Genomic DNA, 26,363 nt, shown 5'->3' with positions numbered 1-26,363 from the left:
TTTAAAATCGCGCTCCGGGAACAACGCTTTTCGAGGCGTCGCCCGAGATGGTGGGTATGTCCGACACTACGGCCCCGCGGGACCCCGACGGCGTCGCCGTCGAGGACGTGTTGAACCAACTGGAGGAACTCGAAGAGACCGTCGACGACGAGGCCGAACGCGAGGAGGTCCGCCGCGCGATGCGCCTCGTCGACAGCCTTTCGCCGGAGGGCGTCCGCGGCACCATCGACAAGTTCACGCGCCGGGACATCGCCGAGGCGTTCGTCGGCGCTATCCTCATCTCGCTGCCGATGCTCGTCGAGGACGGCGTCAACGCCATCGCCGAGCACCTGCTTGCGGCGCCGGCGCTCCTCGTTATCAACGTGAGTTTCGTCGTCATCATGACCGCGGGAATGCTCTATTACGCCGAGTTCCGGGAGGTGGAGGTCTCTCGGCCGCTCTTCGGACTCATCCCTCGGCGACTCCTCGCCGTGCTCGTCATCGCCTTCATCACCGCGGCGTTCACGATGACCGTCTGGGGCCGCCTCGACGGCTGGGCCGACCCCGTCGTCGCGCTGGGTCGGGTCTCGGTCGTCTGGGCCGTCGCCTGTTTCGGCGCCGCACTGGGTGATATCCTGCCCGGTGAATCGAGCGGGACGGACATCAACGACGAAATCGACGAGTTCGGCGAGCGGCTCGGAATCGGCGACGAAGAAGGGCTGTTTTAGGCAGCGACGCTGGATTTTCCCCAGTCAGTCGTGAATTAGCACGTCAATGACGTCCGTGCCCTCGCTGTCCAGCGCTTCCTCGTAGACCTCGGGGAATTCCTCGGGCGTCTCGACGAGGTGGCCCCGGGCGCCGTGGCTTTCGGCGTTTTTCGGGATATCGACGTTCGGTTCGAAGTCCATGCCGACGAACTCGTAGTCTTCTTCCTCGCCGCCGAGCATCTTCATCGTGTTGTCCTTCAGGATACGGTAGTTGCGGTTGTCGGGGACGACCACGGTTAAATCGAGGTTGTTGCGGGCCGCCGAGTAGATGGTGTTGGGGTAGTAGAGATACGACCCGTCGCCGATGTAACCGACGACGTTCCGGGGGTCATCCCGGAGGGATTCGGCGAAGGCCGCGCCGACCGCCGCGGGCAGGCCGTAGCCGAGGCCGCCGCCCTTGTTCGAGAGGTACTGTTCGGGCGACAGCGGGAACCGCGTCAGCAGCGCGAACTTCGAGGTGACGCCCTCGTCGACGATGTAGGTGTCCGGGTCGACGGCTTTCATGTTGTCGACGAGTTCGGCCTTCGAGGAGCGGGTTTCGCCCTCGGGTTTCTCGTCTTCGCCCATCTCCTGCATCGTCGATTCGAGGCCGGCCTTCATCGTCTGGACGTAGTCGAGGCGTTCCTGTCGTTCGTCCTCGCTGAGGCGGTCCTCGACGCGCTCGGCTATCTGGTCCATCACGCGGCCCGGGTCGCCGACGACGGCGGCATCGGCGGGCTGGTTCTTGCCGACCTCCCATGGGTCACTGGAGACCTGAACCGTCGTCGTATCCTCCGAGACCAGCGGCTCCTCGTGGTGCATCAGCGTCGTGTTGGTCGAACAGCCGATGAGGCCGAGCGTGTCGGTGTCCATCAGCATCGAGGCGATACCCTCGTCAGGGCCGATGAAGGAAATCCACTGGTCGTGGTCGGTGGGGTAGTTGACTTCGCTGGCGAGGATTTCGCCGTGGACGCGCGCGCCGGTGGCTTCGGCCAGCCGGACGGCCGCGTCGACGGCGTCCTTGCCCGAGCGGGCGATGTGGTCGCCCAAGACGAGTACCGGCTGGTCGGCCTCGACGAAGTAGTCCGCCGCGGCCTCGATTTGAGCCGTGTCGCCGCCCCCGGCGTCGGGGATGGGCCCGAGGCGTTCCGGCGAGGCGTCGGTTTCGGTCTGCATCACGTCGGCCGGAAGTGCGAGAAAGACCGGCCCCGTCGGCGGCGTCATGGCGACGCGGAAGGCGCGCCGAATCATCATCGGGAGGGCGTCGATATGAGTTACCTCCGCCGAGTACTTGCAGAACTGGTCGACGAGCTCCTCGAGGTCGCCGGTCAGGATTGGTTCCTCGTGGCGGAAATCGAGTTCGTGGTTGCCGGCGGTGACGACCATCGGCGCGCCGCCGTATTCGGCGCCGAAGATGTTGCCCGTCCCGTGGGCGAGGCCCGGCGTGATGTGGAGGTTGGCGACGCCGACCGGACAGACCTCGGGGTCGTCGTCGGCGTGATACCGGCGCGTGGAGGCGTAGCCGGCGGCCATCCCCGTGGCGACGTCCTCCTGCAGGCCGAGGACGTACTCCACCTCGCTTTCCGACAGGGCGTTCATGATGGGCAACTCGGTCGTCCCGGGGTTTCCGAAGAGGTGCTGGACCCCGTATTGTTCGAGGGCGTCGACGAAGAGGTCCGCCCCCGTATACGAATCCGTCATGACGCACTCTGTCGGGGCCAGTGATATATACTTCATCCCGTCGGAAATCGGCGCGACTTATAAGAACGGGAAACGGGCGGTGGGTTACTGCCGCGACGGGGTCAGTACCGCGGGCAGTCGGCCGGTGTTCGTCAACGCGAGAACGACGACGCCGAAGGCCGCCGCAGCGAACTGGGCGGCGTTCATCGGCGCGAACATCGCGACGGCGGCGACGGCGATGTAGCCGATGCGGTGTGGCCACGGGAGTCGCTGAACGCCGTCGTAGCCAACCGTCGCGACGACCAGCGCGACCGTTCCGACGAGGACGACGCCCAACTCGAAGAGAATCGGCTGGACGAGCGCCTCGAGCAGGGCCGACCCGCCGGCCTCACGGGCGTCGCTGACGACGTACTGCCATTGGATGATGCTGTCGTTGGCGACGAAGGCGAAGGGGATGACGAACCCGGGCGCGCCGATGCGGAGCGCCTGCTTACAGGAGCGCATGAAGTCCGAATCCGCGATGCGGGCGCCGACGGCCACCGCGACCGCGACGGGTGGCGTAATCGCCGACAGCATCGCGAAGTAGAAGACAAACATGTGCGCCGTCAGGCTCTGGACCTGCATCTGGACCAGCGCGGGCGCGACCAGCGCCGCGACGACGATGTACGCCGCGGGCGTCGGCATCCCGAGGCCGAAGAGGATGCTCGTCAGCATCGCGAGTATGAGCAGGAAGACGAGGACGCCGCCCGCAAGCGAGACCATCCGGAAACTGATGCGGGCGCCCAGTCCCGTCTGTTCGACCATCTGGATGACGACGCCGAGGGAGGCGAGAATGCCGACCAGCGGCGCCATGTCGACGGCGCCCTGCCGGAGGCCGTCGAAGGTCGTGACGACGAAATCGAGTGCGACCTCGGACGCGGCTTCGTCGGCGTCGTGGGCGTCGATGAGCCGTTTCAGCAGCGCTGAGGGAATCATCGCCGCCATGGTGTACAGCCCCGCGCTCAGCGGCGAGTACCGGAGGCCGATGAGCGTGTACAGCAGGACGGCAAGCGGGAGGACGTAGTGGATACCGCCCAGCAGCATCCGCTTGTCGAAGCGGCCGTCGGCGGGGGTCGTCCAGCCGAACTTGTGGACCGTCAGGTGGACGGCGATGCCGACCGCGAAGTAGAACAGGAGCGCGGGCAGCGTCCCGGCCATGACGATTTCGACGTAGGGAATCGCGAGGAAGTCCGCCATCAGGAAGGCGGCCACCCCCATGATGGGCGGGAGCATCTGCCCGCCGCTGGAGGCGACCGACTCGATGGCACAGGCGAAGTCCTTGCGGACGCCTTGGTCCTTTATCATCGGAATCGTGAAGCTCCCGGTCGTCGCGGTGTTGGCGGCCGCACTGCCCGTGATGGAGCCCATAATCATGCTGCCGACGACCGCGACCTGCACGACGCCGCTTTCGAGGACGTTGCGCACCTCGCGGCTGATCTGCAACACGAAATCCATCAGGCCGTAGGCCTTGGCCATCCCCGCGAACATCAGGAAGATGGCGACAGCGGTCGCGCCGACTTCGAGGATGAAGCCGTAGACGCCGGTCAGGCCGATGGCGCCGTGGCGGGACACCTGCTTCCAGTCCATCCCCGTATGGTAGAAGACGTCGGGGAGGTACGGCGAATCGAAGACGGGGCCGACGAACGCGTAGGCGATACCGGCGACAACGACCCCGGCGATGACGTTGCCGAAGGCCCGCCGCGTCGCGTCGGTGACAAGCGCCATCGCGGCCCACCCGACGTAGTAGTCTGTCGTCGTCCAGCCGAAGATGGGTGCCCGGTCGAGCAGGCGCGCGTAGTGGACTTCGACGTAGCCCGACACCGCGGCGGCGACGAGAACGCCGACGACGAGCGCGACGAAATCGAGTTTCGACCAGATGGGGTGCCCGAAGGCGTCCGAGAACGGCGTCTCGATGAACGGGTCGGGTTCCTCCTCGTCGCCGCTGCTGGGGTCGGTTTCGGCGATACCTTCCTGTGAGTCGGCGACGTGGTTCTCCAGAATCTCGACGAGGTAGAACAGCGCGACGCCGACGCCGAAGAAGACGTTCGCGTAGCGACCGATGTCCGTCCACAGCGTCGCGGCGTAGTAGACGGTAAAGAGGGTGAGGAACACCCCCAGTACGTAGATGATGCTTCTGAGCGCGAGCTCACCCCGTGGTCGGTCGAACCGTTCGCGGAGACGAACGGTGGGTGGCTTCTCAGGTTCCATGGCCTATTCCTCGTAGCGTTCGAACTCGTCGCGCCAGACGCCGATTTCCTCGTAGAAGTCGGCGGCGGCGGGATGGAACGGGAGCTCGTCGTACATGTCCGAGACCCAGTATTCGGAGTCGGCGTGATAGCCCAGCAGGGCGTTGTAATCCGAGAGACTCTCGCGGGCCTCATGCAGGGTTTCGAGGAATGCGTACAGCGTGTCGTAGTCCAGGTCGTCTCGGACGATGAAGTTGTAGGCGAAGGTGATGCTCGGGATGGTATCCGAGGCGTAGTCGTAGCCGTCGAACTTCGTCATGTCGACGTCGCTGATGAACAGCCGGTCGTCCTCGCGCATCTGCGAGACGGCCTCCTCGGGCCAATCGAGCAGGCGGAGGTCGACGCTGCCCTTCATCTCCTGGACCCAGCCGGGCTCGATGTCGCCGTTGAGAATGGTAATCGCGGCGGAGTCGATGCGACCTTCGCTGAAGGCCGACCCGAGGTCGCCGTACTGGACGCTCGTACGGTCGTATTCGGCGTCGGTAGCGTAATCGAGGCCGTATTCGAGGGCGGGGCGCGTGCCGGAGCCACGGGGGGTCGGCACGACGCGACTGTCGCCGGTGATGTCGGTGACGGAGGTCCACTCGGGGTTGGCCGACGCGAAGATCCACGGCAGGTTGTAGAGGTGGAAGGCCTGACACGGCTGGTAGTTGAGGTCGTTGAAGGGCTCTTCGCCCTCACGGATGCGGGCGGCCGTCCAGTTTTGGATGTAAGAGATGTCGCTTTCCTCCCGGTCGAGGCGGGCGACGTTGGCGTCGGTCCCCGAACTGGGTCGGGCGTCGACGCGTACGTCGCCGTCGCCTTCCTCCTCGATGGCCGCGGAGATGCCCTGACTCGCGGCGTAGGCGGTCGTGCCCGACCCCGACGTGGTCATCACGAGGTTGCCGTCGGAGCCGGGAGCTTCGCCGTCGCCCCCGCCGTTCCCGTTGCCGCCACCATCGCCGAGACAGCCGGCGAGTGCGAACGTACTCACGCCAGCACCGGTTGCGGTTAGAAACCCTCTACGACTCTTCGCACTGCGGAACGATGGCGTGTCGTCTGCCATGGCGGTCCGGTAACACCCTGGGGTAATGAATGTCGTGAAATTTACCAACGGTAATCTAGTTTGATTTCATTCCCACAGATGGAATCGGTTTCTCCCCGATTTACTGAACACTATAAACATGACACGTCAATTCATAACAATGATGGGTCGTGCCAACACCCACCATCTATCGGGAACAGGCGAGTCGGAAAACGCTGCGGTGAGAAGGGTCAGTTCGGTGCCAGCGCGTCCATCGTCCGCTCGATCTGTTCGAGGTCCGCGCCGCGGGGGAACGACACCGAAACCGCGTCCGGGCCGTCGATATCGGCGAACCGCTCGAAGCGCTCGCGGGCCTCCTCGGGCGTGCCCCAGACGGCGAGGTCCTCCAGCAGGTCGTCGGGCATGGCGGCCATCGCGGCCTCGCGGTCGCCCTCCTGCCAGTTGTCGTAGACCTCGTTGGCGACGTCCTCGTGGCCCTGCCGGGCGAGGTTATCGCGGTAGAAGGTGCCCATCCCGCCGATGTAGAAGCAGGTGTGGGCCTTGACGAGTCGCTTGGCCTCCTCGGCGTCGTCCAGCGCACAGCAGGTCAACGAGAGGTTGACGCGCTGTTCGGAGCGGTCACGGTCGCCCATCTCCGACCCGCGGTTGAAATCCTCCAGTCGGTCCTGAATGCCCTCGGCAGTCAGCATGAGCGCGTGCCAGCCGTCGGCAAAGCGGCCGGCGAGTTCGACGGCCTTCGGTCCCATGCCGGCGGTTTCGACCGGCGGGACGGTCTCCGGCGGGTCACAGCGCAGGCGGAACCCCTGCAGGTCGAAGTACTCGCCGTCGTACTCCAGTTCCTCCCCGGAGAGGACCTGCTTGACGATGTCGACCGTCTCGCGGGTCCGGCGCAGGGGATTGCCGAAGTCGGCGCCGTGCCAGTTCTCGATGACGATGGGCCCCGACGGCCCGAGGCCGAGGCGGAACCGCCCCTCCGAGACTTCTTGCAGGGTGGCGGCGGTCTGGCCGATGAGTGCCGGCGACCGCGAGTAGACCGGCATAATCGAGGTTCCGATGTCGATGTCCTCGGTGCCGTGGGCGATACTCGTCAGCGTCGTGACGGCGTCCCGGCCCCACGTTTCGGGGAGCCACGCGGTGTCGTAGCCTAACGCCTCGCCCGTGCGCGCCTGCTCGACGAGCGCGTCGACGCTCGGCTGGGCGGCCACCGGGAGGAAGACGTCGCGTTCGGTGTCGGTCATGGTTCTCAGAGTTGGGAATCCTCGAGCGGCGGCACGCCCTCTGCGGTAATAGTTTCACCGACGATATACGAGGAGGCGTCGCTGGCGAGGAACTGCGTGATGTCGGCGATTTCTTCGGGCAGACCCATGTCCTTCGCGATGTCCTCGCGGTCGACGTCCGCGGGGTCGATGCCCATCTGGGAGGCGACGCCGGGCGTGCCGACGAGGCCGGGCGCGATACAGTTGACGCGGATGTTCTCCTCGGCGTATTCGGCCGATAGCGACGTCGTCAGGTTGACGACGGCGGCCTTGGCGGCGCCGTAGTGGCTCATGTAACGGGAGCCCATCGTGCCCGCGACCGACGCGAAGTTGATGATGGTTCCACCGCCGTCCTGCTGTTGCATCTGCTGGCCCGCGATTTGCGAGCAATGGAAGGTGCCGTGGAGGTTGATGTCGACGATGGTCTTCCAGCCGTTCTCCGAGATGTCGTCGAAGGAGGCCATAAAGGAGGCACCGGCGTTGTTAATCATCGTGTCGACGCGGCCGAACTCCTCGACGGTGGCGTCGACGAGCGCCTCGATGGAGTCGCGCTCGCGGACGTCACACTCGACGGCGATGGCCCGGCCCGGCCGGTCGCTGTCGTTGATTTCGTCGGCCACCTCGTCGATTTTGTCCTGCGAGCGGGAGGTGACGACGACGTTGGCCCCCTCGTCGGCGAACCGCTTTGCGGTCACCGCGCCGATACCCTGGCTGGAACCGGTGATGATGGCCGTCTTGTCCTCGACGCTGTACTGTTCTAACATCGGTACTCACGCGCCGTCCGGGCGCTCACGTGTGTCGCTGTCATTGTGACGGCTGTCCGTTTCGAGGGAACGTTAATAAAGGTAAGTTCCGGGGGCGGATGTTGAACAATGGAAACTGAAGGGGCGTTGTATCAAAACGAAGGCTTAAGCCGTGGGGTCGCATTTTTCCGGTGAATGGAAGTACGGAACACGGAGACGCAGGTCCACCGACTGGAGTTCGACGTGGAGTGGCCGCCGGGCCACGTCGCCTGCTATCTTGTCGACGGTCCCGAGCCGGTGCTGGTCGACGCCGCCGACCCGGACCACGCCGAGGAGTTCGAGGCGGCACTGGCCGACCACGGCTACGACCCCGGCGATATCGAACACGTCCTGATTACCCACCCGCACATCGACCACGTCGGCCTCGTGCCGACGGTACTGGAGGCCGGCGACCCGACGATTTACGCTCCCGCCGGCGTCGAAGCGCGGTTCCAGCGCGACCCCGCAGCCCTCGAAGCCCGCGTCCGACAGAACTGTACCGAGGCCGGCTTCCCCGACGAGCAACTGGAGATGGCCGTCGACATGGCCGTCCAGTCGCTCGAACGGGACGCCGAACACCTCCCGCCCGAGGCCGTCGACGTCTGGATAGAGCCGGGCGACACCACCACCGTCGGCCCCCTCGAAATCGGCGCCGTCCACGTTCCCGGTCATCAGGCCGACCACCTCAGCTATCCCACCGAAATCGACGGCGAACGCGCCCTTCTGGCCGGCGACATGGGCATCGAACCGTTCCGCCCCGTCGTCATGCACGACGGCCTCGACGACGGCCACCGCGAGGCCTTCGATGCCTTTTACACCGCACTGGACCGCCTCGAATCGGTCGACGTCGACCGCGTCTACCCCGGCCACGGCCCCGTCCACGAGGACCTGCAGGCCGCCGTCGAGCGTGACCGCGAGAGCCTCGATGACCGTCTCGACCGCGTCGCCGACCTCGTCGCCGACGGCTACTCGACGGTCGGCGGCGTCGCCATGGCGCTGGCCGGCGACCGCGACGTCAAGTATCTCATTCCCGAGGCGATGAGCGCGCTCGCCCACCTCGATAAACACGGCGAGATTACGAGCGAACTCCGCGACGGCATCCGTCACTACGAGCCATGAGCGGCGACGCCGAGGCGACCGACCGAAACTACGACACCGTCTTCTGGGACATCGGCGGCGTCATCGTCGAACTCCGCTCCATCCGCGAGGGATACGCGGCCTTCATCTCGGAACTCGCCGCCGACCACGGGATGGACCCCGAGGCCGCCCTCGACGAGTGGAAATCCGTCCTTGGTGAGCATTTCAAGGCCGCCGACGGCGCCGAGTACCAGTCGGCCCACGAGGGCTACCGGAAGGCTACCACCGCGCTCTTCGACGGCGACCCGCCGGAGGACTGGGAACTCATCCTCGAAGAGTCCACCGCTGCTACGCTCCGTGCCGAGGACGGCGCTATCGAGACCATCGAAGCCCTCCACGAGGCCGGCATTCAGCAGGCCATCGTCTCCGATATCGACACCGCCGAAGCCCACGATATGCTCGAATCCTTCGGCATCCACGACTGCTTCGACCACATCACCACCTCCGAGGAAATCGGCTTCAAAAAGCCGGATTCACGCATGTTCGAGGACGCGCTGGACGGCACCGGCGCCGTCCCCGAACGAACCGTCATGGTCGGGGACCGTCATCGGAACGATATCGCCGGCGCTGCCGGGGTCGGTATCGGGACCGTCGGCTACGGCGAGGAGGCCCGCGGGCCCGAAACTGACCACGAAATTGAGAATTTACGCGAGTTGCTCGATATCGTGGGAATCGAAGAATAATCGCCTGCCTGCGAACTATTCCTTACATACAGTTCGTTACTGCTCGTCCAGAAGTCGGATACCGTGCTCGACGACGGCATCGGTAACGAAGAGGCTCGTCTCGTTCTGGAGTGCTCGCATGCTGGCTGCGGCCTCGTCTCGGCTGAGGGGTCCTCTACTATACCCGAGCGCGATGATGCCGATGGAACCGTGCACGTCGATACCGGCGCTCTTCGCTGTTTCTCTGGCGGCGAGGTCATCCGTCAGGAGGACGGCCTCGTGTTCTTTTGCCGCCGCTAATGCAGCGCGTTCACCGGCATCCAGTTCCTCTCCAAAGCCGCTATCATCGCTCTCGACACGGGTATACGAGATGTCCTCCAGAGCGTCGGGGAGACCGCCCTTCTCGACTTCTTCGTAGACGGCTTCCGGAATCAGGAGCGTGTCGAAGACTGCTAACAGGTCGAGTGATTCGATTTCGGCGAGATGAATGAGTGGCCCAGCGTCCGAGACGGCCGCAAGCGTCACGCGTTCAGGCCCCAGTCGACGTCCTCTTCGACCAGTTCACGCTCCTGCTCGGCGCGTTTGACTTTCGTCCGGCCGACGCGTTCGATGGCTTCCTCACGGTCGAGTTCGCCATCGAGGTACCGCGCGAGCACGAGTTCTTCCCACAGGTCTTCGAGACCGCGTTCGAGGGCCCGCTCGAAAACTTCCGATTCGGGGAGGTCACGCGCCTCTGCGATTTCCCGAACTCGATCCGATATTTCGGCGGCCATGTCGCATTATTGCTCGCCAATATTCTTAAACCCACGTTCGGTACCGAACTGACCGTCCGTGGCGACAGTCACCGACGTCCGTCCTCCGAACCTGTTCCCAGTCGTCATTCCGAACCCCCTACTAAACGAACCTCCCATCACCGACCCAATTCTTATGCTGGAACCCGTTACATAGCGGGACGCAATGGATCTAGGACTCGACGACAAAACCGCCCTCGTAACGGGCGGCGCCGGACGTATCGGAAGCGAAGACTGCCGCATTCTCGCCGAGGAAGGCGCTGAAGTGGTCATCCTCGACGTCGCGCTCGACAAGGCTGAGAACGTCGCCGACGAGATCGAGGAGGATTACGGCGGGACGGCCCACGCCGTCGAATGTGACCTCACCGACCGCGACGACGTCGCCGCCACCGTCGACGCCCTCGAAGAAGAGACGGGTGGAATCGACATCCTCGTCAACAACGCCGGGATGGTCGACGCCCGCGACAAGGTCGAGGACTTCGAGAGCGACATCTGGGACCGCGACATCGCGGTCAACCTCACGGGCGCCTACAACATCACCCGCGAGGTCTACCCCAACATGAAGGAACGCGGCTTCGGCCGTATCATCAGTATGTCCTCGATGGCCGGCTGGCAGGGCGGTTTCGGCCAGCTTTCCTACTCCGCGACGAAGGCCGCCCTCATCGGCTTCGGCAAGACGCTCGCGCTGGAGGGCGCCCAGCACGGCGTCACCTCCAACGTCATCGCGCCGAGCATCGTCGTCGGCCAACTCGCCGACCTCCCCATCGAACAACTCGAAGAGGTCGACGAACACTTCGCCCGCATCGCCAAGGCCACCCCGATGCGGAAACTCGGCAAGGAGGAGGACGTCGCCAACCTCGTCGCCTACCTGTCCTCCGAGCAGTCCAACTACATCACGGGACAGGTCATCGGCGTCACCGGCGGTATCGACCTCTTTTCCTTCTAAACGAACTTTTTGCACGGGCGCCTGCGGCGCCCGGCAAAAACTTCGATGAAAAAGACACGTCGACTCTCCCTCAGGAAGACTCGCTAGCGCTCGTCTTCCAACGCTCCCGCTCGCTTCGCTCGCGGGACCTACGGTCGAGTCTCGGTCCCGCGCCTCACTTCGTTCGGCGGGGCGGAACCGCTCGCGCCCTGTGGGCGCTCGCGGATGCTTACTCGTCGTTTCTGGCCTTCTCGTCGACGTAGTCCTGCTGGCGAGCCTCGCTATTTCTCTCTGCTGGGTCGCCGTAACCACCGCCACCGGGCGTCTTGACGGTGACCGTCGTCCCAGCGTCGACGTCGACTGTCGTCTTGGCGGGCACCGGATTCCCGTCGATGAGGTTCGCGCCGGTCGCACCGTCCTCGCCGCCTCGAAGTCCGGCGGGGGCGAGACGGCGTCGCTCGGTCAACAGGGATACGGTCGCATCGGTTTCGACAGTCACGGAGCGCTCGATTCCGAGGCCGCCGCGATACTCCCCGTCGCCGCCGCTTCCGTCGCGGAGCGCGTACCGCTCGACGCGCATCGGGTATTCGGCTTCGAGGGCCTCTATCGGCGTGTTCAGGGTGTTCGTCATCCCCACCTGCACGCCGTCCATGCCGTCGCGGGCCGGGCGCCCGCCGAAACCGCCGCCGATGGTCTCGTAGTAGGTGAAGCCGCCGGCCTCACGACTGCCGATGATGAGATTGTTCATCGTCCCCTGCCCCTGTGCGGGGACGCGTTCGGGGACGGCCTCGGCGAAGGCCGACAGCACCACGTCGGTCACCCGCTGGCTCGTCTCGACGTTGCCGCCGACGACGGCCGCCGGGTGGGAGGGATTCAAAAGCGACCCCTCCGGCACCCTGACCGAGACGGGCTGATAACAGCCCTCCGTTGGCGGAATGTCGGGGTCGGTCACCGCCCGAACCACGAAGTAGACGGCGCTCTTGGCGACGGCCAGCGGCGCGTTCATGTTGCCGGCCACCTGGTCGGCGGTTCCCGAGAAATCGACGTCGGCGCTCGCGCCGTCGACGGTGACGGTCACCTCGATGGGTATCTCGTCGTCGGTGACGCCGTCGCCCTCCAGCGCGTCGCGAGCCTTATATACGCCGTCCGGAATCTCGATGAGTTCGCTTTCGACGCGTTCCCGGGAGTAGTCGATGACGGCGTCGAACGCCTCGATAACCGTCTCGCGGCCGTGCTCGGCGATGAGTTCGCGGACCCGCTCGCCGGCCCGGTCGTTGGCCGCCAACTGCGCGCGCAGGTCGGCCTGTCGCTCGTCTGGGTTCCGGACGTTCGCGAGGACGAGTGACAGTACGTCGTCGTTGATTTCACCATCGTCGACGAGCTTGACGGCGGGCAGGCGGATGCCCTCCTGATAAATCTCCGTCGCGCCGGCGGGCATGCTTGCGGGCGTCATCCCACCGATGTCGCCGTGGTGGGCGCGAGTGACGCCGAAGCCGACGATTTCGCCGTCGACGTCGATGGGTGCGACGATAGTCACGTCCGGCAAGTGGGTCCCGCCGGTGAAGGGGTCGTTGAGGATGTAGGCGTCGCCCGGTTCGGGGTCTTTGTCCAGCACCACGTCGACGGCCTCGGGCATCGCCCCGAGGTGGACCGGGATGTGTTCGGCCTGGGCGACCATCCGGCCCTCGACATCGAAAAGCGCCGTCGAGCAGTCCTGTCGCTCCTTGATATTGGGCGAGTAGGCGCCGTGAATCAGGACGTGACCCATCTCCTCGGCGATGCCCGCAAGCTGGTTCCGCAGAACTTCCAGCGTGACCGCATCGAGGCTCATCGTCCACCCCCTTCGAGTACGAGCGCGCCGTCGGGTTGGACCGTTCCGGACCAGCCGGGCCGGACGACGACGGTGCTCTCGTCATCCTCCAGGACGGCCGGGCCGTCGATGGTCGTTCCCGGCGTGACTCCGCTTCGGGCGAAGACGGGGAGTTCGTGGCGCTCGCCGTCGAAGACTGCGGTCCGAGTTCCGAGGTTGGCGTCCGGCGCCCCCTCGTAGCCGGTCGTCGGCACGTCGTGTTCGACCCGCGCGGAGACCCGGAGGGCAACGAGTTCGACCGGTTCGTCCATGCGGTAGCCGTAGGCTCGCTCGTGGGCGGCATTGAACCGCTCGCGAACCTCGTCGATTGCAAGGGGTTCGTCGACGGGAACCCCAAGTTCGAAGCTCTGGCCGTCGTATCGGAGTTCGGCGATCCGCTCGATAGTCGGTTCCTCGTCGGCGGTTACGTCGGCCCGCGCTTCCGTCGTGAGAGCGTCGTAAATCGCTTCGAGTTCGCTCGGATCGGCCTCGTCCAGCAGGGTCCGGTGGGTGTGCATCGCGTCGTGCTGTTCGTCCGCGCCGAGCAGGCCGTACGCCGAGAGGACGCCGCCCGCAAGCGGGACGATGACCCGGTCCATCTCCAGCCGCTCGGCTAGTGCCGTCGCGTGCATCGGGCCGGCGCCACCGAAGGCGACGAGGCCAAACTCCCGTGGGTCGTAGCCCCGTTCGATCGTGACCGACCGAATCGCCCGGGTCATATTCGCGTTGGCGACCCGATAGACGCCCTCGGCGGCCTCCTGGGCGGAATCGAGACCCGCCTCGTCGGCCAGTTCGGCGAGGACATCACGGGCCGCCTCGACATCCAGCGATACCTCGCCCCCGAGGGCCGCGTCTGCGCCGATATAGCCCAACACCACGTTGGCGTCGGTAACCGTCGGCTTGCCGCCGCCGCTGCCGTAACAGGCCGGTCCAGGGTCGGCGCCAGCGGATTCGGGCCCGACCCGGAGCGCGCCGCCGGCGTCGACCCATGCGATGGAGCCGCCGCCGGAGCCGACGGTGTTCACGTCGACCATCGGCATCGCGATGGGGAGGCCGTCGATTTCGGCGTCGGTCGTCCGGGCGATTTCGCCGTCGCGGACGAGGCTCACGTCGCTGGAGGTGCCGCCCATATCGAAGGTGACGACGCCGTCGAACGCCTCACCGTCGACGGCGCGTTCGGCGCTGGCCTTGGCACCGACGACGCCCGCGGCGGGCCCGGACAGGACGGTCGTCACTGCCCGCTTGCGGACCGTCTCGGGGTCGGCGATACCGCCGTTGGACTGCATCACCCGCGGGGCCGGAATCCCGGCCTCGGTGGCGCGTTCGGTCAATCGGCCGAGATACGAGTCGATAGCCGGCCGGACGTAGGCGTCGACGACGGTCGTGGAAGTGCGTTCGTACTCCCTGAAGGCGGGCAGGACCTCGTGAGAGACCGATACCGGCACATCGAGGGCCTTGCGGAGACGGTCAGCGACGATGGCCTCGTTTTCCGAGTCGTTGTAGGCGTGTAGCAGGGAAACGGCGATGCTTTCGGCGTCCGCCAGTTCCTCGGCGAGCGCGTCGACCTCGGCGGGGTCGACCGGCATCTCGATGCCCTTCGTCGTCGCCCGCTCGTCGAGTCCGTAGCGGCGCCGTCGGGGCACGAGCGGTGGGGTCCGCTCGGCGTCGAGGTCGTAGAGGGCCGGCCGGGTCTGGCGGCCGATCTCCAAGACGTCTCGGAAGCCGTCGGTCGTCACCAGCGCCGTCTCGGCGCCGTTTCGCTCCAGCAGGGCGTTGACCGAGACGGTCATCGCGTGGGTGAACGTGGCCACCTCGTCGGGCGCGATGCCCGCCCGGTCGCAGGCCTTCCGGATGCCCTCGAGGACGCCCTCGCTTTGGTCGGCCGTCGAGGGCACCTTCGCGGTCACGAGGTCGGAATCGGTCGTCAGCACGACGTCGGTGAAGGTGCCGCCGACGTCGACGCTCACGTGCGGCGTCGCTACCACCGGTTTCCTCCCGTCGGCCCGCTCCCAGTTCGGACGCTATCCGTCATCTCGAGTGGCAATACGTCGGTCGGCGGTTAAGGGTTGCCGACGCGGTTCATAAGTGTCGACGCATGAGAGGGGAAACGGACAAACCCGAATCGGACGAGAGGCGGGCATGGGCGTCCTCGACCGATTCAGATTGGATGACGACGTGGTACTGATTACGGGCGCGGCATCCGGCATCGGCAAGGGGTATGCGGAGGCCTGCGCCGACGTGGGCGCGGACCTCGCGCTGGCCGATATCGACAGCGAGGGCCTCGACGAAGTCGCCGAGGAACTCGACGCCGAGACCATCACGCTCGAGGTTGACGTTTCGGACCCCGAGCAGGTCGCGGCGATGGTCCAGGAGACGAAAGCCGAACTCGGCGGTCTCGACGTGGTCTTCGCCAACGCCGGTATCGGCCGCCTCTCCTTGCCTATCGACCGCTACCCGCTCGAAGAGTGGGACGACGTGATGGACGTCAACCTCGACGGCGTCTTTTATACGATTCGCGAGGCGGCCGCGGCGATGGACGACGGCGGCAGCATCGTCACGACCGCCTCCGTGCTCGGCGAGGTTGCCTCCGATTGGCCCGGCGTCGCCGCCTACGTCGCCTCGAAGGGCGGCGTCGTCCAACTCACCAAGCAGGCCGCCGCAGACCTCGGCGACCAGGACATCCGCGTCAACGCTATCGCTCCCGGCTGGACGCACACGGATATCGGCGGCGGCGCGTTCCGCAAGGACTCCGGCATGGACGAGATGCACGACCGGATGGCCGAGGAAACCCTGCTCGGCCGTCTCGGCGACCCTGAGGACCTCAAAGGCCTCGCCGTCTTCCTCGCCAGCGACGCCTCGGTCTACTGTACGGGCGGCGTCTACAAGGTCGACGGCGGCTGGACGACGACGTAACCGACACTTCCGCCCTCCGGCGAAAGTTTATATACTATAACCCGAGCAGACGGTGCGTGCGCTGACGAGTTGCCGACGGGCCGCCGAGGCGGGAGCAGGCGCCGACCGCGCCGCTGTGACCCACGGTCTGTCGTCCCCGAACGGGTCACCTGTTCGCTACCGAAACGGCAGGGATTTGCCGGAGGGTTGGCTATCCGAAGGTGTGTCACGGCTGTACGCCACTTCGATGTTCGTCACCCTCGCGGCGCTGTGGGGCCTCTCGTTCCCGGCGATAACCGTCGGTCTGGAGTATCTTCCGCCGCTTCTGTTCGCGGCGTTCCGCTACGACGTCGCCGCGGTCCTCCTTCTGGCCTACGCCGTCGTCGCTCGCGACGACTGGCGTCCGACCGGTCGGAACAATCGCCTCGCAATCGTCAGCGGCGGACTCTTTCTGGTCGCCGGCAACGGCCTGCTGTTCATCGGCCAACAGACCGTCCCGAGCGGTATCGCTGCTATCCTTCAGGCGCTGGTCCCCATCGTGACCGCGATATGGGCGCTCGCCTTGCTCGGTGAACGCCTCTCGCCGGTCGGGGCCGTCGGTGTCGGCCTCGGCTTCCTCGGCATCGGCCTCATCGTCCAACCCGACCCGAACAACTTGCTCGCCGGCGATACCGTCGGCCGACTCATCATCGTCGGGCAGGCGATTAGCGTCGCGCTTGGGGGCGTCCTCGTCCAGCGTGCCGGCCCCTCGATGGACCGCGTCGCCCTCACGGGCTGGTCGATGCTGGTCGGCGGCCTCGTCCTGCACTCCGTCAGCTTCGGCGCCAGCGAACGCCTTGCCGCCGCCACGCTCGCACCGACCGCGCTCGGCGCCATCGTCTATCTCGGCGTCTTCTCGACAGCGTTCGCGTTCGTCATCTACTACACCATCCTCGAAGAACAGGGCGCCTTCGAGACGAGCCTCGTCGCCTATCTCGTGCCGGTCGTCGCCACCGTGGCCGGCGTCTTCCTGCTTGAGGAATCCATCGGCCTGCTCTCGGTCGTCGGCTTCGTCATCGTCTTCGTCGGCTTCGCGCTCCTGAAGCGACACGCGCTGGCCGACCTGCTCGCCGTCGGCGTCAATTAATCGCGCCCTCCTCGCGAAGCCGTTCGAGTTCCTCGTCGTCCAAGCCGGCCTCTCGGAGCAGCGCTTCCGTGTGGGTTCCGTGTCCCGGCGGTGCGTCGACGGTGTCCCGGTCTATCTCGGAACCGCAAAGCGGGAAGCCGACCCGCGATTCACCCTCTTCGGGCTGTTCGACGTAGCCGCGGGCCTCGATTTGTGGGTGTTCGAACGCTTCGGCCGGCGTATAGACGGCGTCGACGGCGGCGTCGACGTCGGCCATCGTTTCGGCCCACTCGTCGCGGGTCCGTTCGGCGAAGATGGCTTCCAGTTCCTCGCGGACGGCCTGCCGCTCGGCCGGGTCGTCGGTCATGTGCTTGCCGATGAGTTCGGGCCGGTCGACGGCCTCACAGAAGGCGTTCCAGAACTGTGGTTCCAGCGCGCCGAGGGTGACGTACCGGCCGTCGGCGGCTTCGTAGACGTCGTACCACGGGTATTTCCCGGTCAGCGGCGTCTCGCCCGGTCGCGGGTCCTCGCCGGCCAGCGCCTGCGGTGCGAGCGCTTGCGAGAAGGAGACGACGGCATCGGTCAGCGCCACGTCCAGATACTCGCCGCCAGTGTTGCCGAGTTCCCGGGAGAGCAGCGCTGAACAAATCGAGAACGCCGCGAGCAGGCCGCCGGCCATGTCGGCTATCTGGTAGCCCGGCATGCGCGGGGCCTCGTCGGTGTCCTCGCGGGTCATATCCAGCAGGCCCGCGAGGCCGATGTAGTTGAGGTCGTGGGCGGCCTTGTCGGCGTGGGGGCCGTTCTGGCCGTAGCCAGTCAGCGAGCAGTAGACGAGGTCCTCGCGGTAGTCGGTCAGGGTTTCGTAATCGACGCCGAGGCGTTCGGTGACGCCGGGCCGGAAACTCTCGATAACGACGTCGGCCTCAGCGACGAGTTCGTAGAAGGCTTCTCGGCCGCCCTCGCTTTTGAGGTCCAGCGCGACGCTTTTCTTGCCGCGGTTGACGGCATCGAAGACGGCGCCGATGCCTTCGTCGGTCGTCGGCGGCATGTGTCGGGCGTAATCGCCCGCGCCGGTATCCTCGATTTTCACTACGTCCGCCCCCGCGTCCGCGAGCAGTTGGGTCGCGTAGGGGCCGGGCAACAGGCGCGTGAGGTCGAGCACGCGTACGCCATCAAGTCGCATGGAACGTGGGTGGCCGCGGCGGCACATAAGCCTGCCGTCGGCCGGAAACCTGCGATGCGTGGGTAATTTAAACCCGCCGGTGAATCGACGCGCAGCCTTCAAGAGGGCCCCGCCGTATGTGGGGCCATGGCAAGCGAGTCTGCCGGCATCAACTTCGACACCGACGAGGAGACGAGTCTCATCCTCTCGAGCCTCGAGGAGTTCCTCGAAAGTGAGGTCCAGTCCATCGAGGACGACCTCGGGGAGACGTGGTCGAACCCTCGAAAGCGCCACGAGGACGACGGCCGTCTGGTCCCCGAGGTACAGGAAGCGATTCAGGAGGTCCGTAAGAAGAGCGCCGACGCGGGCTTTTACGCGATGAACCTCCCCGAGGACGTCGGCGGCGAGGGCGTCTCCAACGTCACGTGGTATCGGTCGGTCAAGAAAGTCGCCTCGACGGGACCGGGCATCGCCGAATACGCACTCGCGGGCCCGGAAGGTCCGAAACCGCTTCTCGCCCAGGCCGAGGGCGAACAGGTCGAGAAATACCTGAAACCCTGCATCCGTGGGGAGAAGTCGACGGCTTTCGCCCAGACCGAACCCGGCGTCGGCTCCGATTCGCCGAACATGGACACCACCGCCGAGAAGGACGGCGACGAGTGGGTCCTCAACGGCCGGAAACAGTGGATTACGAACGCGCCCTACGCCGACTTCGTGCAGGTGTTCGCCCGCACATCTCCCATCGAGGAGATGGGCCGCTACGGCGGCATCTCCTGTTTCATCGTCGAGGAAGACGAGTTCGAAGTCGCCTCGCTGAACAACGCCGTCGGCATGACGGGGATGCAGGGCGAAATCGCCCTCGATGACGTCCGCATTCCCGAGGACCGAATCCTCGGCACCGAGGACGGCGCCTTCTACGATGCCATGGAGTTCCTCTCGCTGGGCCGCCTCGAAATCGGTGCCCGCGCGCTCGGCCACACCGAGTTCCTCATCGAGAAGGGCGTCGAATACGCCAACGACCGGGAAGCGTTCGGCCGTCCCATCGGCAAGTTCCAGGGCATCTCCCACAAACTCGCGGAGGCGCGGGCGAACGCCTTCGCGGCCAACGCGGCGGGGCTCCGTCTCGCGTGGCTGATGGATAACGGCGAACAGGCCATCGAGGAGTCCTCCATCGTCAAATACCTCGCCTCGAACGTCCTCTTCGACGTCGCCGACGACGTGGTGCAGGTCCACGGCGGCAACGGCCTCGCGGAGGACAACCCCTTCATGGACGAACTCCAGACGGGTCGTATCCTCCGCATCGTCGAGGGCACCGACGAAATCCAGTTGAACACCATCGCGAAGGAACTCGGCCTGCCGTAATCGGGGATGTCGCCGCGTCTGCGCCCCGCCTCGCCACCGTGGCCGCGGTCGGTCCGTGCCGAACTGGAGACGACCGACTGGAAGCGCTACCCCATCGTCGATATCGTCACGTACGCGCCCGCAACGTCCCGAGGGCTGGAGGGCGACCGACAGCACATCGAGGTGTATCGGTATCGCGAGGCGCCGTCGGCCGCCCAGTATCAAACCGAGGAACGAACTGCTCGTATCGAGCGTTTGACTCGGCCGTTGTACGACCGCCTCCTCGACGAGTAACCTCTCCGCCGGCATCGCCCTTCTTGGTGCTGGCGACCGAACACATGTCCATGTCCGATTTACGGACCAATGACCTCCGGCAGACGGTCGAAGACGGCGACGTAGCATTCGGCGTCATCGAGGGCGTGTATAGCCCGACGATGGTCGAACTCGTCGGCGAACTCGGCTTCGATTTCGTCTGGCTGGACTTCGAACACGGCGGCCCGAGCCCGTGGGACGGCCAGCGGCTCGAAGACATGCTCCGGGCCGCCGACGCCGTCGGAACCGAACTGCTCGTTCGCCTGCCGACCAACGAACCCGCGTTGGTACGGAAAACGCTTGATGCGGGCGTTCGGAACGTCTTTATCCCCCGCATCGAGACGGCCGCGGAGGCTCGCGAAGCCATCGAGGCGGCCCGCTTCGAGTACGACGGCGCGCCGGGCCAGCGCGGCCTCGCCTCCCCGCGAGCAAGCCGGTGGGGCGGCGCCGGTGACACCTACACCGAAACCGAGGACGAGGAGGTGATGTTCGGCGTCACCATCGAAACCGCGGCGGCCGTCGAGAACATCGCCGACATCGTCTCGGTGCCCGAACTCGGCTTCGTCTTCATCGGCCCGAACGACCTCTCGGTGTCCTACGGCCATCCCGGCGAGGCCGACCATCCGGAGGTGCAGGAAGCCGTCGAGTCGGTCCGGACGGCCGCCCTCGCCAACGACGTGGTGGTCGGTGGCCTCTCCAGCGGGATGGACGACGTCCACGAGAAAGTCGACGACGGCTACCAACTCCTCAACGTCGGCAGCACGGTCGGCGCCGTCAAGAAGAGCCTCGGCGACTGGTTCGAGCAGTACGAAGACGCCGAGTGACTACAGCGACGCTACGGCCTCTTCGATTTCCTCGCGCGGCACCGGATAAATCCAGTCGTCGGTGTCCCACGCGTGGCGGACGGCGCCAGCCTCGTCGAGGACGAAAATCCCACGGCGGGCGGTTTTCGTGCCCGCCATTCCCTCGCGTTCGACCAGCAGGTCGTAGGCGTCGGCGACGTCGCCGCCGGTATCGGAGAACATGGAGAAGGGGCTGTCCAACTGGCGGAGGAACTCGTTGATTGCGTAGGGGCCGTCGCTGACGACGCCGTAGACGGGAACGCCGTCGAAATCGGCCCAGCCGTTGCTGTCGTAGCGACGCCACCAGTTCCGGGCGATAGCTGAAAAGACGAACCCGTCGAAAACGAGGACGGCGCCCCGCTCGCCGACTGCGTCACCGAGGGCTGTTGGCCGAAAGGTCTCGCCGTCGCAGAGCAATGCCTCGAACTCGGGGGCGTCTTCACCGACAGATGGTGGCATACCACGTCCAACCGGCGGCACTGACTTAAAAACGCGGACGGCAGCAAGTCGTGTGGTTTCGGCGCCGCCTGCCGCAAGCCGTCCGGTTTCGGCGCCGCCTGCCACAAGTCGGGGTTCCGACGCCGCCGGCTTTTTGCTCTCCGGGTACGGGTGTCCGTGTATGTCCATCACACTCTACCGTCTGGAGGCCTGTCCGTTCTGCGAGTTCGTCGTCGACAAACTCGACGAACTGGGCGTCGACTACGACAGCGTCTGGGTCGAAGGGCCACACTCCAATCGCGACGAGGTAAAGGCGGTTTCGGGCCAGCGACAGGTGCCGGTCATCGTCGACGACGCCTACGGCGTCACGATGAGCCAGTCGGCCCGGATTCTGGAGTTCATCGAAACGACCTACGGCGACGCCGGGTCGCCGGAGGACGTCGACACCGACTTCGACTTCTAATCCTCCAGCGAGTGGGGGTCGAGACCGGGGTCTTCGACCGGCGGCGCGCCGAGCGAGAGGACGACGCCCTGGTCGTCGCCGACGTAGCGGTGGCCGTGGCCGACCTTCGGCTTGGCGACCCAGAAGGTGCCCTCGTCGGCGTCGATGTACTCTTCTTCCCCGGACCGACCGAGTTTCAGCGAGAACTCGCCTTCGAGGACGAAGTAAAGCTCTTCCTGCTCGCTGTGGGCGTGATACTGGATTTCTTCGCCGGGTTCGAAATACCAGACCGTCGCTCGCATCTCCTCGAGTCCGAGTTGGTCGCCGACGGGCCGGATATCGAGGTCCGGCGGCACCCCCTCGATTTCGGAGAGGTCGGTTACCGGCACGTCGTCCAGGTCGATGACCTTGTAGTCCATGACATTCCACCCCACGAATCGGGGATGCAAAAAGCTACGTCCCGTCGACGACCGCCTCGGCGAGGGCCGGCAGCACCTCGGTCACGTCCGCACGGAAGTCGAAGTCTGCCCGGTCCGAGAGGTCAGTCGGGTCGAGATTGACGATGATGAGCGTCGCGCCGTTGCTCGCGGCGGTCCGGGGCAGCGACGCGGCGGGTTCGACGGTCAGCGACGACCCGACCGCGAGATACGCGTCGGCGTCCTTCGACAGTGATTGCGCGCTGAGGAGTTCGTGCTGGGGGAGCTCCTCGCCGAAGAGGACGACGTCGGGTTTCAGCACCTCACCGCACTGCTCGCAGGTCGGCGGTACCTCCCCTTCGCGGACGCGCTCGAAGACGGGGTCGGCGTCCTGCCGTCGGTTGCATCCGGTGCAGGCGACCCGCTGGCCGTTGCCGTGAATCTCGATTGGGTCCTCGTTGCCCGCCCGCTGGTGGAGGCCGTCGACGTTCTGGGTGACGAGGCCGTCGAGGTGGCCCGCCGCCTCCAGGTCGGCCAGCGCCTCGTGGGCGGCGTTGGGTTCGAACCCCTCGCCGAAGAGGTCCTCGACCAGTTCGATGCGGTCGGTCCAGAAGCCTTCGGGGTCGGCCCGGAACCGACGGACGTGGAAGTCGTTGGGGTCGTACTCGGTCCAGATACCATCCTCCGAGCGAAAATCCGGGATGCCGGAGGCCGTCGAGACACCCGCGCCGGTCAACGCGGCGACGGTGTCGGCCTCGCGGATTTCCGCGGCGGCGTCGGCTATCTCCTGCCGGGTCATACCCGCCGATTTCGTTGCGACCGGAAAAAACCACTCGCCGGCCGGGACCGGTTCGCTACTCGTAGGCGCGGATGCCGGTCAGTTCCTTGCCGACGACGAGTTGCTGGATGTCCGTCGTCCCGTCGGGAATCGTCATCGTACGCGCGTCCCGGTAGTAGCGTTCGAGGGGGTACTCCTTCGAGAGGCCGTTGCCGCCGTGGACCTGCAGGGCCTCGTCGGCCACCTCGACGGATTTCTCACAGACCCACCCCTTCGCAAGCGAAGAGTACATCCGGGCCTCGGGGTCGGCCTCGGCGACCTTCCTCGCGGCCTCGTAGGTCAGCAGGCGGCCGGTTTCGAGGCCGGCACGGATGTTGTAGAGTTTCTCCTGAACGAGTTGGTGGCCGCCGATGGGTCCGCCGAAGACTTCGCGGTCTTTCGCGTAATCCAGCGCCGCCTCGTAGGCGGCCTGCATGATGCCGACCGACATCGCGGCCATCCCCGTCCGCATATAGGCGAACATGGCGTTGAGCGGGTCGCCGGTCTGGAACATCTCGTTTTCCGCGAGGTCGGAGTCGCCGGATGCGAGCATGTTCATCACGGCGTTCATCAGTTTGTTGTCCTCCGGCACCCGAACGTCGTCGAAGAATATCTGGCCGGTCGGCGACCCCTTCCAGCCGAGTTTGTCGAGTTCGCGCGTCTCGACGTCGTTCGTGACCGTATCGACGATGAAGAAATCCCGTTGGCCGGCCGCCTCGTCCTGTGCGACGACGAGGGCCATGTCGGCGATGGGCGCGTTCGAGACCCACGTCTTCTCGCCGTTGATGACGTATTCGTCACCCTCCTTGACCGCGGTCGTTCCCGGACTGGCCGTGTCGCTGCCGCCGTCGGGTTCGGTGACGGCCATACAGCCGATACAGGAGCCGTCGTCGAGTTTGTCGCCGAGGGCGTCGGCCGTCTCCTCGCCCGCATACGGCGCGAATATCGTCGGGAACGACATGTTGAGCGTGACGTTGAGCGACGGCCAGATACGCGAGATCTCCTCGGAGGTGACCGTATACGTCAGCGGGTCGGCGAACCCGTCGCTTTCTGTGTCGCCGGGACCGATGCCGAGGTCGCCGAGCATCTGCTGATACTCGATGGCCTCTTCTTTGCTCATCGGCTTCCGGTCGGCCTCCGGCAGGTCCGGCGCGATTTCGTCTTCGAGGAACTCCCGGACGGAGTTCCGAATCATCTCGTGTTCGTCGTCGAGGTGGGCACTGCTCATGGCTACCCTACCTCACGTCGGTATCCGCAAATCTATTCGCCGTCTCATGGGAGGCGGTTTATGTGCAGGTGGGTGGCACGACTCATCACCAACGCTGGTGAAAGGCTGCGAAAAGGGCGGTTTCCCCGGTCGATAGCTCGCGGTTATCCTTCTTCCGACCGTTCGGTTTCGAGGTCGTCCATCGTCTCATCCAGCGCAGCGACGATGTCGCCGTTGGCGGGTTGGTCTTCCCACGTCTTCCGATACGTCGTGACCCGAAGCCCGACCGTCGCCCCGACCAGTAACTGCGGGGCCGGGTTCGCTTCGCCCAGTCCCCGGGTATCGAACGCGTTCTGAAACTCCTCGGTTCGAGCCCAGTCGGTCCAGGTCTCCTGGGCGCGCTCGCCGAGCAAGGCGACCGCGCGGTCGTCCGCGAGCCACGAGACGGCCGTCTCGGCCGAAACCGACGCATTGCCGTGTAGCACGAGGAGGTCGGCGTTTGTCGGCGCAGATACCCGTGGAACGGCCTCGGGGAAACTCACCCCGACGTCATCATCGACGTAGACCGCGATGTTCCGGAGCCGTTCGTATGTCGGGGTATCCGTCGTCGGAGCGGTGCTCTCGGGGAGGGACGAACAGCCGGCGAGCGCGACGAACGGAAGTGTGCCTGCAGTCCGCAGGAATCGTCGTCGAGGGAGGGCCATCGTAGCCGAAAACAGGCCGGATATCGGGTTAAAAACTCGGGAAGGTCAAACGGCCATCGGAGTCACCGACCGGTCGGCCGTTCTTATACCGAACCAATCCGCATCAGTCGTCGGTCGGCATCTCCATCCGAACGCCCTCTTCCTCGGTTTCGGGGAACATCTTCCCGGGATTGAGGATGTCCTTTGGGTCTAACGCGGCCTTCACGGCTCGCATCGCCTGCACGCCGCCCGCGCCGTGCTCCAGTTCGAGGAACTTGCGCTTGCCCATGCCGATGCCGTGTTCGCCGGTTGCGGTGCCGCCCCACTCGATAGCTTGCTCGACGATGTCGTCGTAGAGTTCGTCCGCGGCGGCGACCATCTCTTCGTCGTCGGGGTCGACAAGCGCCGCATAGTGGACGTTTCCGTCCCCTGCGTGGCCGAAGCAGGGAAGCAAGATGTCGTGTTCGGCCGCTCGGTCCTTCGCGTAGCGGATGATATCGGGGTACTTGCTGATGGGGACGGTCACGTCGCCGGGGTGGCGGGGTTCGAGGTCGGGGTCGTACTGCTGGACGGCGAAGGCGAGTTCGTCGCGGGCCGCCCAGAGTTCGTCCATCCGCTCTTCCTCGGCGATTTCGAACTGCTCGACGTCGTGGGCCTCGAGGATGGCCTCGAAGAACTCGATTTCCTCCTCGACGTTGTGGTTGGCGTGGAACTCGACGAAAATCATCGCTGCGTCGGGGAGGCCGGTATCGAAGTAGTCGTTGGCCATCTCCCCCGCCAGCGGGTCGATAAGTTCGAGTTTTGCCACGTCGACGCCCGACCGGACCGAATCGAAGACGGCCTCGGCGGCGTCGTCCATCGACCCGAAGACGGCGCGGCCGCCGCGGATTTGCTCGGGGCGGCCTTCGAGTTCCAGCGTCGCGCGCGTGACGATTCCGAGTGTGCCCTCGCTGCCGATGATGAGGTCCTTGAGGTTGTAGCCCGACGACGTTTTGACGGCCTTGCTTCCGGTTTCGATGACGGTGCCGTCCGCGAGGACGACCTCGAGTTCGAGCACCCAGTCGGCCACCTCGCCGTATTTGACGGTCTTTTGGCCCGCAGCGTCGTTGACAATCATACCGCCGATAGTCGAGATATTGGCCGAGGAGGGCATCGGCGGGAAGAACATCCCGTGTTCGCCGACCGTCTCGTCGATGACGTTGCCCATGACGCCCGGTTCGACATCGATCTGGAAGTCGTCCGGGCGGACCTCCAGCACGTCGTTCATCTTCGTCATGTCCATGCTGATACCCTTGAAAAGGGGCACGGCGTTGCCCTCCATCGAGGTACCCGCCGCGTAGGGCGTGACGGGCACCTCGTGTTCGTGGGCCGCTTCCATGACAGCCGAGACGTCGGCGGTCGATTTCGGCCAGACGACGGCGTCGGGCGTGACGCCGAGGCCGGCCTCCTGTGCGACCCAATCGGCCGCGTGGTTCGCGCGGGCCGAATCCTCGTAGGACACGTCGCCGTCGAGGTCGAGCGAGTCGAGGAACGAACAGTCGTAGGTCATACAGTAGGGAGACGACCGGACCCGCTTAAAACTACTCGCGC

26 protein-coding genes are annotated in these 26,363 nt (G+C 65.6%); 10 read left to right on the top strand and 16 right to left on the bottom strand.

The window, feature by feature from the left end:
* Window positions 1-56 precede the first annotated feature (56 nt).
* Window positions 57-707: a DUF2391 family protein gene (locus HWV23_RS02275; protein WP_178288851.1), complete on the top strand. Its 651-nt coding sequence runs from the start codon at window positions 57-59 to the stop codon at window positions 705-707.
* Between the two features lie 24 nt (window positions 708-731).
* On the opposite strand, the gene HWV23_RS02270 is transcribed toward HWV23_RS02275, so the two are convergent.
* From HWV23_RS02270 to HWV23_RS02250, 5 genes are all read right to left on the bottom strand, one after another.
* Window positions 732-2,426: a thiamine pyrophosphate-binding protein gene (locus HWV23_RS02270; protein WP_178288850.1), complete on the bottom strand. Its 1,695-nt coding sequence runs from the start codon at window positions 2,424-2,426 to the stop codon at window positions 732-734.
* A gap of 84 nt (window positions 2,427-2,510) precedes the next feature.
* Window positions 2,511-4,652: a TRAP transporter permease gene (locus HWV23_RS02265; protein ID WP_178288849.1), complete on the bottom strand. Its 2,142-nt coding sequence runs from the start codon at window positions 4,650-4,652 to the stop codon at window positions 2,511-2,513.
* Between the two features lie 3 nt (window positions 4,653-4,655).
* Window positions 4,656-5,663 (bottom strand): TAXI family TRAP transporter solute-binding subunit, encoded by a 1,008-nt coding sequence (locus HWV23_RS02260; RefSeq protein ID WP_246282719.1) that lies wholly within the window; start codon window positions 5,661-5,663, stop codon window positions 4,656-4,658.
* A gap of 281 nt (window positions 5,664-5,944) precedes the next feature.
* Entirely contained in the window at window positions 5,945-6,952 is a 1,008-nt protein-coding gene (locus HWV23_RS02255) for a TIGR04024 family LLM class F420-dependent oxidoreductase (RefSeq protein WP_178288847.1), read from the bottom strand.
* A 5-nt stretch (window positions 6,953-6,957) separates the two neighbouring features.
* On the bottom strand, window positions 6,958-7,734 hold the full coding sequence (locus HWV23_RS02250) for an SDR family NAD(P)-dependent oxidoreductase (RefSeq protein ID WP_178288846.1): 777 nt from the start codon (window positions 7,732-7,734) through the stop codon (window positions 6,958-6,960).
* A 174-nt stretch (window positions 7,735-7,908) separates the two neighbouring features.
* Between HWV23_RS02250 and HWV23_RS02245 the strand changes: the two genes are divergently transcribed.
* Both HWV23_RS02245 and HWV23_RS02240 read left to right on the top strand, forming a co-directional pair.
* Window positions 7,909-8,871, top strand: a complete 963-nt coding sequence (locus HWV23_RS02245; RefSeq protein ID WP_178288845.1) for an MBL fold metallo-hydrolase — start codon at window positions 7,909-7,911, stop codon at window positions 8,869-8,871.
* Entirely contained in the window at window positions 8,868-9,572 is a 705-nt protein-coding gene (locus tag HWV23_RS02240; RefSeq protein ID WP_178288844.1) for an HAD family hydrolase, read from the top strand. Before HWV23_RS02245 ends, HWV23_RS02240 begins: the two co-directional genes overlap by 4 nt.
* A 36-nt stretch (window positions 9,573-9,608) precedes the next feature.
* On the opposite strand, the gene HWV23_RS02235 is transcribed toward HWV23_RS02240, so the two are convergent.
* Window positions 9,609-10,076 (bottom strand): PIN domain-containing protein, encoded by a 468-nt coding sequence (locus HWV23_RS02235; RefSeq protein ID WP_178288843.1) that lies wholly within the window; start codon window positions 10,074-10,076, stop codon window positions 9,609-9,611.
* The gene (locus HWV23_RS02230; RefSeq protein ID WP_178288842.1) at window positions 10,073-10,324 is read right to left on the bottom strand and encodes a hypothetical protein; all 252 of its coding nucleotides are present in this window, start codon (window positions 10,322-10,324) and stop codon (window positions 10,073-10,075) included. Before HWV23_RS02230 ends, HWV23_RS02235 begins: the two co-directional genes overlap by 4 nt.
* Window positions 10,325-10,508: 184 nt before the next feature.
* On the opposite strand from HWV23_RS02230, the gene HWV23_RS02225 reads away from it, so the two are divergent.
* Window positions 10,509-11,288 (top strand): SDR family NAD(P)-dependent oxidoreductase, encoded by a 780-nt coding sequence (locus HWV23_RS02225; protein WP_178288841.1) that lies wholly within the window; start codon window positions 10,509-10,511, stop codon window positions 11,286-11,288.
* 208 nt (window positions 11,289-11,496) lie between these two features.
* Here the strand turns inward: HWV23_RS02225 and HWV23_RS02220 are convergent, their stop codons facing one another.
* Window positions 11,497-13,098, bottom strand: coding sequence for a hydantoinase B/oxoprolinase family protein (locus HWV23_RS02220; RefSeq protein WP_178288840.1), 1,602 nt, complete (start codon window positions 13,096-13,098; stop codon window positions 11,497-11,499).
* The gene (locus HWV23_RS02215) at window positions 13,095-15,101 is read right to left on the bottom strand and encodes a hydantoinase/oxoprolinase family protein (RefSeq protein ID WP_178288839.1); all 2,007 of its coding nucleotides are present in this window, start codon (window positions 15,099-15,101) and stop codon (window positions 13,095-13,097) included. The genes HWV23_RS02220 and HWV23_RS02215 overlap by 4 nt, the downstream gene beginning before the upstream one ends.
* A gap of 154 nt (window positions 15,102-15,255) precedes the next feature.
* Between HWV23_RS02215 and HWV23_RS02210 the strand changes: the two genes are divergently transcribed.
* Both HWV23_RS02210 and HWV23_RS02205 read left to right on the top strand, forming a co-directional pair.
* Window positions 15,256-16,029 carry an SDR family NAD(P)-dependent oxidoreductase gene (locus tag HWV23_RS02210; protein ID WP_178288838.1) on the top strand — a complete coding sequence of 258 codons (774 nt, stop codon included), beginning with the start codon at window positions 15,256-15,258 and terminating at the stop codon, window positions 16,027-16,029.
* A gap of 202 nt (window positions 16,030-16,231) precedes the next feature.
* The gene (locus HWV23_RS02205; protein WP_246282718.1) at window positions 16,232-17,134 is read left to right on the top strand and encodes a DMT family transporter; all 903 of its coding nucleotides are present in this window, start codon (window positions 16,232-16,234) and stop codon (window positions 17,132-17,134) included.
* Here the strand turns inward: HWV23_RS02205 and HWV23_RS02200 are convergent.
* On the bottom strand, window positions 17,127-18,296 hold the full coding sequence (locus HWV23_RS02200; protein ID WP_178288837.1) for a CaiB/BaiF CoA transferase family protein: 1,170 nt from the start codon (window positions 18,294-18,296) through the stop codon (window positions 17,127-17,129). The two genes, HWV23_RS02205 and HWV23_RS02200, sit on opposite strands and share 8 nt — an antisense overlap.
* A gap of 126 nt (window positions 18,297-18,422) precedes the next feature.
* Between HWV23_RS02200 and HWV23_RS02195 the strand changes: the two genes are divergently transcribed.
* The 3 genes from HWV23_RS02195 to HWV23_RS02185 are packed head-to-tail and all read left to right on the top strand — an operon-like array spanning window position 18,423 to window position 20,752.
* Window positions 18,423-19,637, top strand: coding sequence for an acyl-CoA dehydrogenase family protein (locus HWV23_RS02195; RefSeq protein ID WP_178288836.1), 1,215 nt, complete (start codon window positions 18,423-18,425; stop codon window positions 19,635-19,637).
* 6 nt (window positions 19,638-19,643) lie between these two features.
* The gene (locus HWV23_RS02190) at window positions 19,644-19,910 is read left to right on the top strand and encodes a hypothetical protein (protein ID WP_178288835.1); all 267 of its coding nucleotides are present in this window, start codon (window positions 19,644-19,646) and stop codon (window positions 19,908-19,910) included.
* Between the two features lie 50 nt (window positions 19,911-19,960).
* Entirely contained in the window at window positions 19,961-20,752 is a 792-nt protein-coding gene (locus tag HWV23_RS02185) for an HpcH/HpaI aldolase family protein (RefSeq protein WP_178288834.1), read from the top strand.
* Here HWV23_RS02185 and HWV23_RS02180 read toward each other — a convergent pair whose 3' ends face one another.
* A complete protein-coding gene (locus tag HWV23_RS02180) occupies window positions 20,753-21,229 on the bottom strand; it encodes a redoxin domain-containing protein (RefSeq protein WP_178288833.1) in 477 nt (158 codons plus the stop codon).
* A gap of 160 nt (window positions 21,230-21,389) precedes the next feature.
* Between HWV23_RS02180 and HWV23_RS02175 the strand changes: the two genes are divergently transcribed.
* Window positions 21,390-21,671 (top strand): glutaredoxin family protein, encoded by a 282-nt coding sequence (locus HWV23_RS02175; RefSeq protein WP_178288832.1) that lies wholly within the window; start codon window positions 21,390-21,392, stop codon window positions 21,669-21,671.
* On the opposite strand, the gene HWV23_RS02170 is transcribed toward HWV23_RS02175, so the two are convergent.
* From HWV23_RS02170 to HWV23_RS02150, 5 genes are all read right to left on the bottom strand, one after another.
* The gene (locus tag HWV23_RS02170; protein ID WP_178288831.1) at window positions 21,668-22,069 is read right to left on the bottom strand and encodes a cupin domain-containing protein; all 402 of its coding nucleotides are present in this window, start codon (window positions 22,067-22,069) and stop codon (window positions 21,668-21,670) included. The two genes, HWV23_RS02175 and HWV23_RS02170, sit on opposite strands and share 4 nt — an antisense overlap.
* Before the next feature lie 34 nt (window positions 22,070-22,103).
* Entirely contained in the window at window positions 22,104-22,865 is a 762-nt protein-coding gene (locus tag HWV23_RS02165) for an SIR2 family NAD-dependent protein deacylase (RefSeq protein ID WP_178288830.1), read from the bottom strand.
* Window positions 22,866-22,920: 55 nt separating this feature from the next.
* A complete protein-coding gene (locus HWV23_RS02160) occupies window positions 22,921-24,111 on the bottom strand; it encodes an acyl-CoA dehydrogenase family protein (protein ID WP_178288829.1) in 1,191 nt (396 codons plus the stop codon).
* A gap of 143 nt (window positions 24,112-24,254) precedes the next feature.
* Window positions 24,255-24,794: a hypothetical protein gene (locus HWV23_RS02155; protein ID WP_178288828.1), complete on the bottom strand. Its 540-nt coding sequence runs from the start codon at window positions 24,792-24,794 to the stop codon at window positions 24,255-24,257.
* 103 nt (window positions 24,795-24,897) lie between these two features.
* Window positions 24,898-26,322 (bottom strand): FAD-binding oxidoreductase, encoded by a 1,425-nt coding sequence (locus HWV23_RS02150; protein WP_178288827.1) that lies wholly within the window; start codon window positions 26,320-26,322, stop codon window positions 24,898-24,900.
* Window positions 26,323-26,363 lie beyond the last annotated feature (41 nt).

Source organism: Natronomonas halophila (assembly GCF_013391085.1).
GTDB classification, from domain to species: domain Archaea; phylum Halobacteriota; class Halobacteria; order Halobacteriales; family Haloarculaceae; genus Natronomonas; species Natronomonas halophila.
This window is presented reverse-complemented; position numbering and strand designations above follow the sequence as displayed.

Excerpts from the sequence above, each read along its gene's own strand:
- HWV23_RS02275 (WP_178288851.1), top strand. The coding sequence starts at position 57 with ATGTCCGACACTACGGCCCCGCGGGACCCCGACGGCGTCGCCGTCGAG.
- HWV23_RS02270 (WP_178288850.1), bottom strand. The coding sequence starts at position 2,426 with ATGACGGATTCGTATACGGGGGCGGACCTCTTCGTCGACGCCCTCGAA.
- HWV23_RS02265 (WP_178288849.1), bottom strand. The coding sequence starts at position 4,652 with ATGGAACCTGAGAAGCCACCCACCGTTCGTCTCCGCGAACGGTTCGAC.
- HWV23_RS02255 (WP_178288847.1), bottom strand. The coding sequence starts at position 6,952 with ATGACCGACACCGAACGCGACGTCTTCCTCCCGGTGGCCGCCCAGCCG.
- HWV23_RS02250 (WP_178288846.1), bottom strand. The coding sequence starts at position 7,734 with ATGTTAGAACAGTACAGCGTCGAGGACAAGACGGCCATCATCACCGGT.
- HWV23_RS02245 (WP_178288845.1), top strand. The coding sequence starts at position 7,909 with ATGGAAGTACGGAACACGGAGACGCAGGTCCACCGACTGGAGTTCGAC.
- HWV23_RS02240 (WP_178288844.1), top strand. The coding sequence starts at position 8,868 with ATGAGCGGCGACGCCGAGGCGACCGACCGAAACTACGACACCGTCTTC.
- HWV23_RS02230 (WP_178288842.1), bottom strand. The coding sequence starts at position 10,324 with ATGGCCGCCGAAATATCGGATCGAGTTCGGGAAATCGCAGAGGCGCGT.
- HWV23_RS02225 (WP_178288841.1), top strand. The coding sequence starts at position 10,509 with ATGGATCTAGGACTCGACGACAAAACCGCCCTCGTAACGGGCGGCGCC.
- HWV23_RS02220 (WP_178288840.1), bottom strand. The coding sequence starts at position 13,098 with ATGAGCCTCGATGCGGTCACGCTGGAAGTTCTGCGGAACCAGCTTGCG.
- HWV23_RS02210 (WP_178288838.1), top strand. The coding sequence starts at position 15,256 with ATGGGCGTCCTCGACCGATTCAGATTGGATGACGACGTGGTACTGATT.
- HWV23_RS02200 (WP_178288837.1), bottom strand. The coding sequence starts at position 18,296 with ATGCGACTTGATGGCGTACGCGTGCTCGACCTCACGCGCCTGTTGCCC.
- HWV23_RS02195 (WP_178288836.1), top strand. The coding sequence starts at position 18,423 with ATGGCAAGCGAGTCTGCCGGCATCAACTTCGACACCGACGAGGAGACG.
- HWV23_RS02190 (WP_178288835.1), top strand. The coding sequence starts at position 19,644 with ATGTCGCCGCGTCTGCGCCCCGCCTCGCCACCGTGGCCGCGGTCGGTC.
- HWV23_RS02185 (WP_178288834.1), top strand. The coding sequence starts at position 19,961 with ATGTCCGATTTACGGACCAATGACCTCCGGCAGACGGTCGAAGACGGC.
- HWV23_RS02180 (WP_178288833.1), bottom strand. The coding sequence starts at position 21,229 with ATGCCACCATCTGTCGGTGAAGACGCCCCCGAGTTCGAGGCATTGCTC.
- HWV23_RS02175 (WP_178288832.1), top strand. The coding sequence starts at position 21,390 with ATGTCCATCACACTCTACCGTCTGGAGGCCTGTCCGTTCTGCGAGTTC.
- HWV23_RS02170 (WP_178288831.1), bottom strand. The coding sequence starts at position 22,069 with ATGGACTACAAGGTCATCGACCTGGACGACGTGCCGGTAACCGACCTC.
- HWV23_RS02165 (WP_178288830.1), bottom strand. The coding sequence starts at position 22,865 with ATGACCCGGCAGGAGATAGCCGACGCCGCCGCGGAAATCCGCGAGGCC.
- HWV23_RS02160 (WP_178288829.1), bottom strand. The coding sequence starts at position 24,111 with ATGAGCAGTGCCCACCTCGACGACGAACACGAGATGATTCGGAACTCC.
- HWV23_RS02155 (WP_178288828.1), bottom strand. The coding sequence starts at position 24,794 with ATGGCCCTCCCTCGACGACGATTCCTGCGGACTGCAGGCACACTTCCG.
- HWV23_RS02150 (WP_178288827.1), bottom strand. The coding sequence starts at position 26,322 with ATGACCTACGACTGTTCGTTCCTCGACTCGCTCGACCTCGACGGCGAC.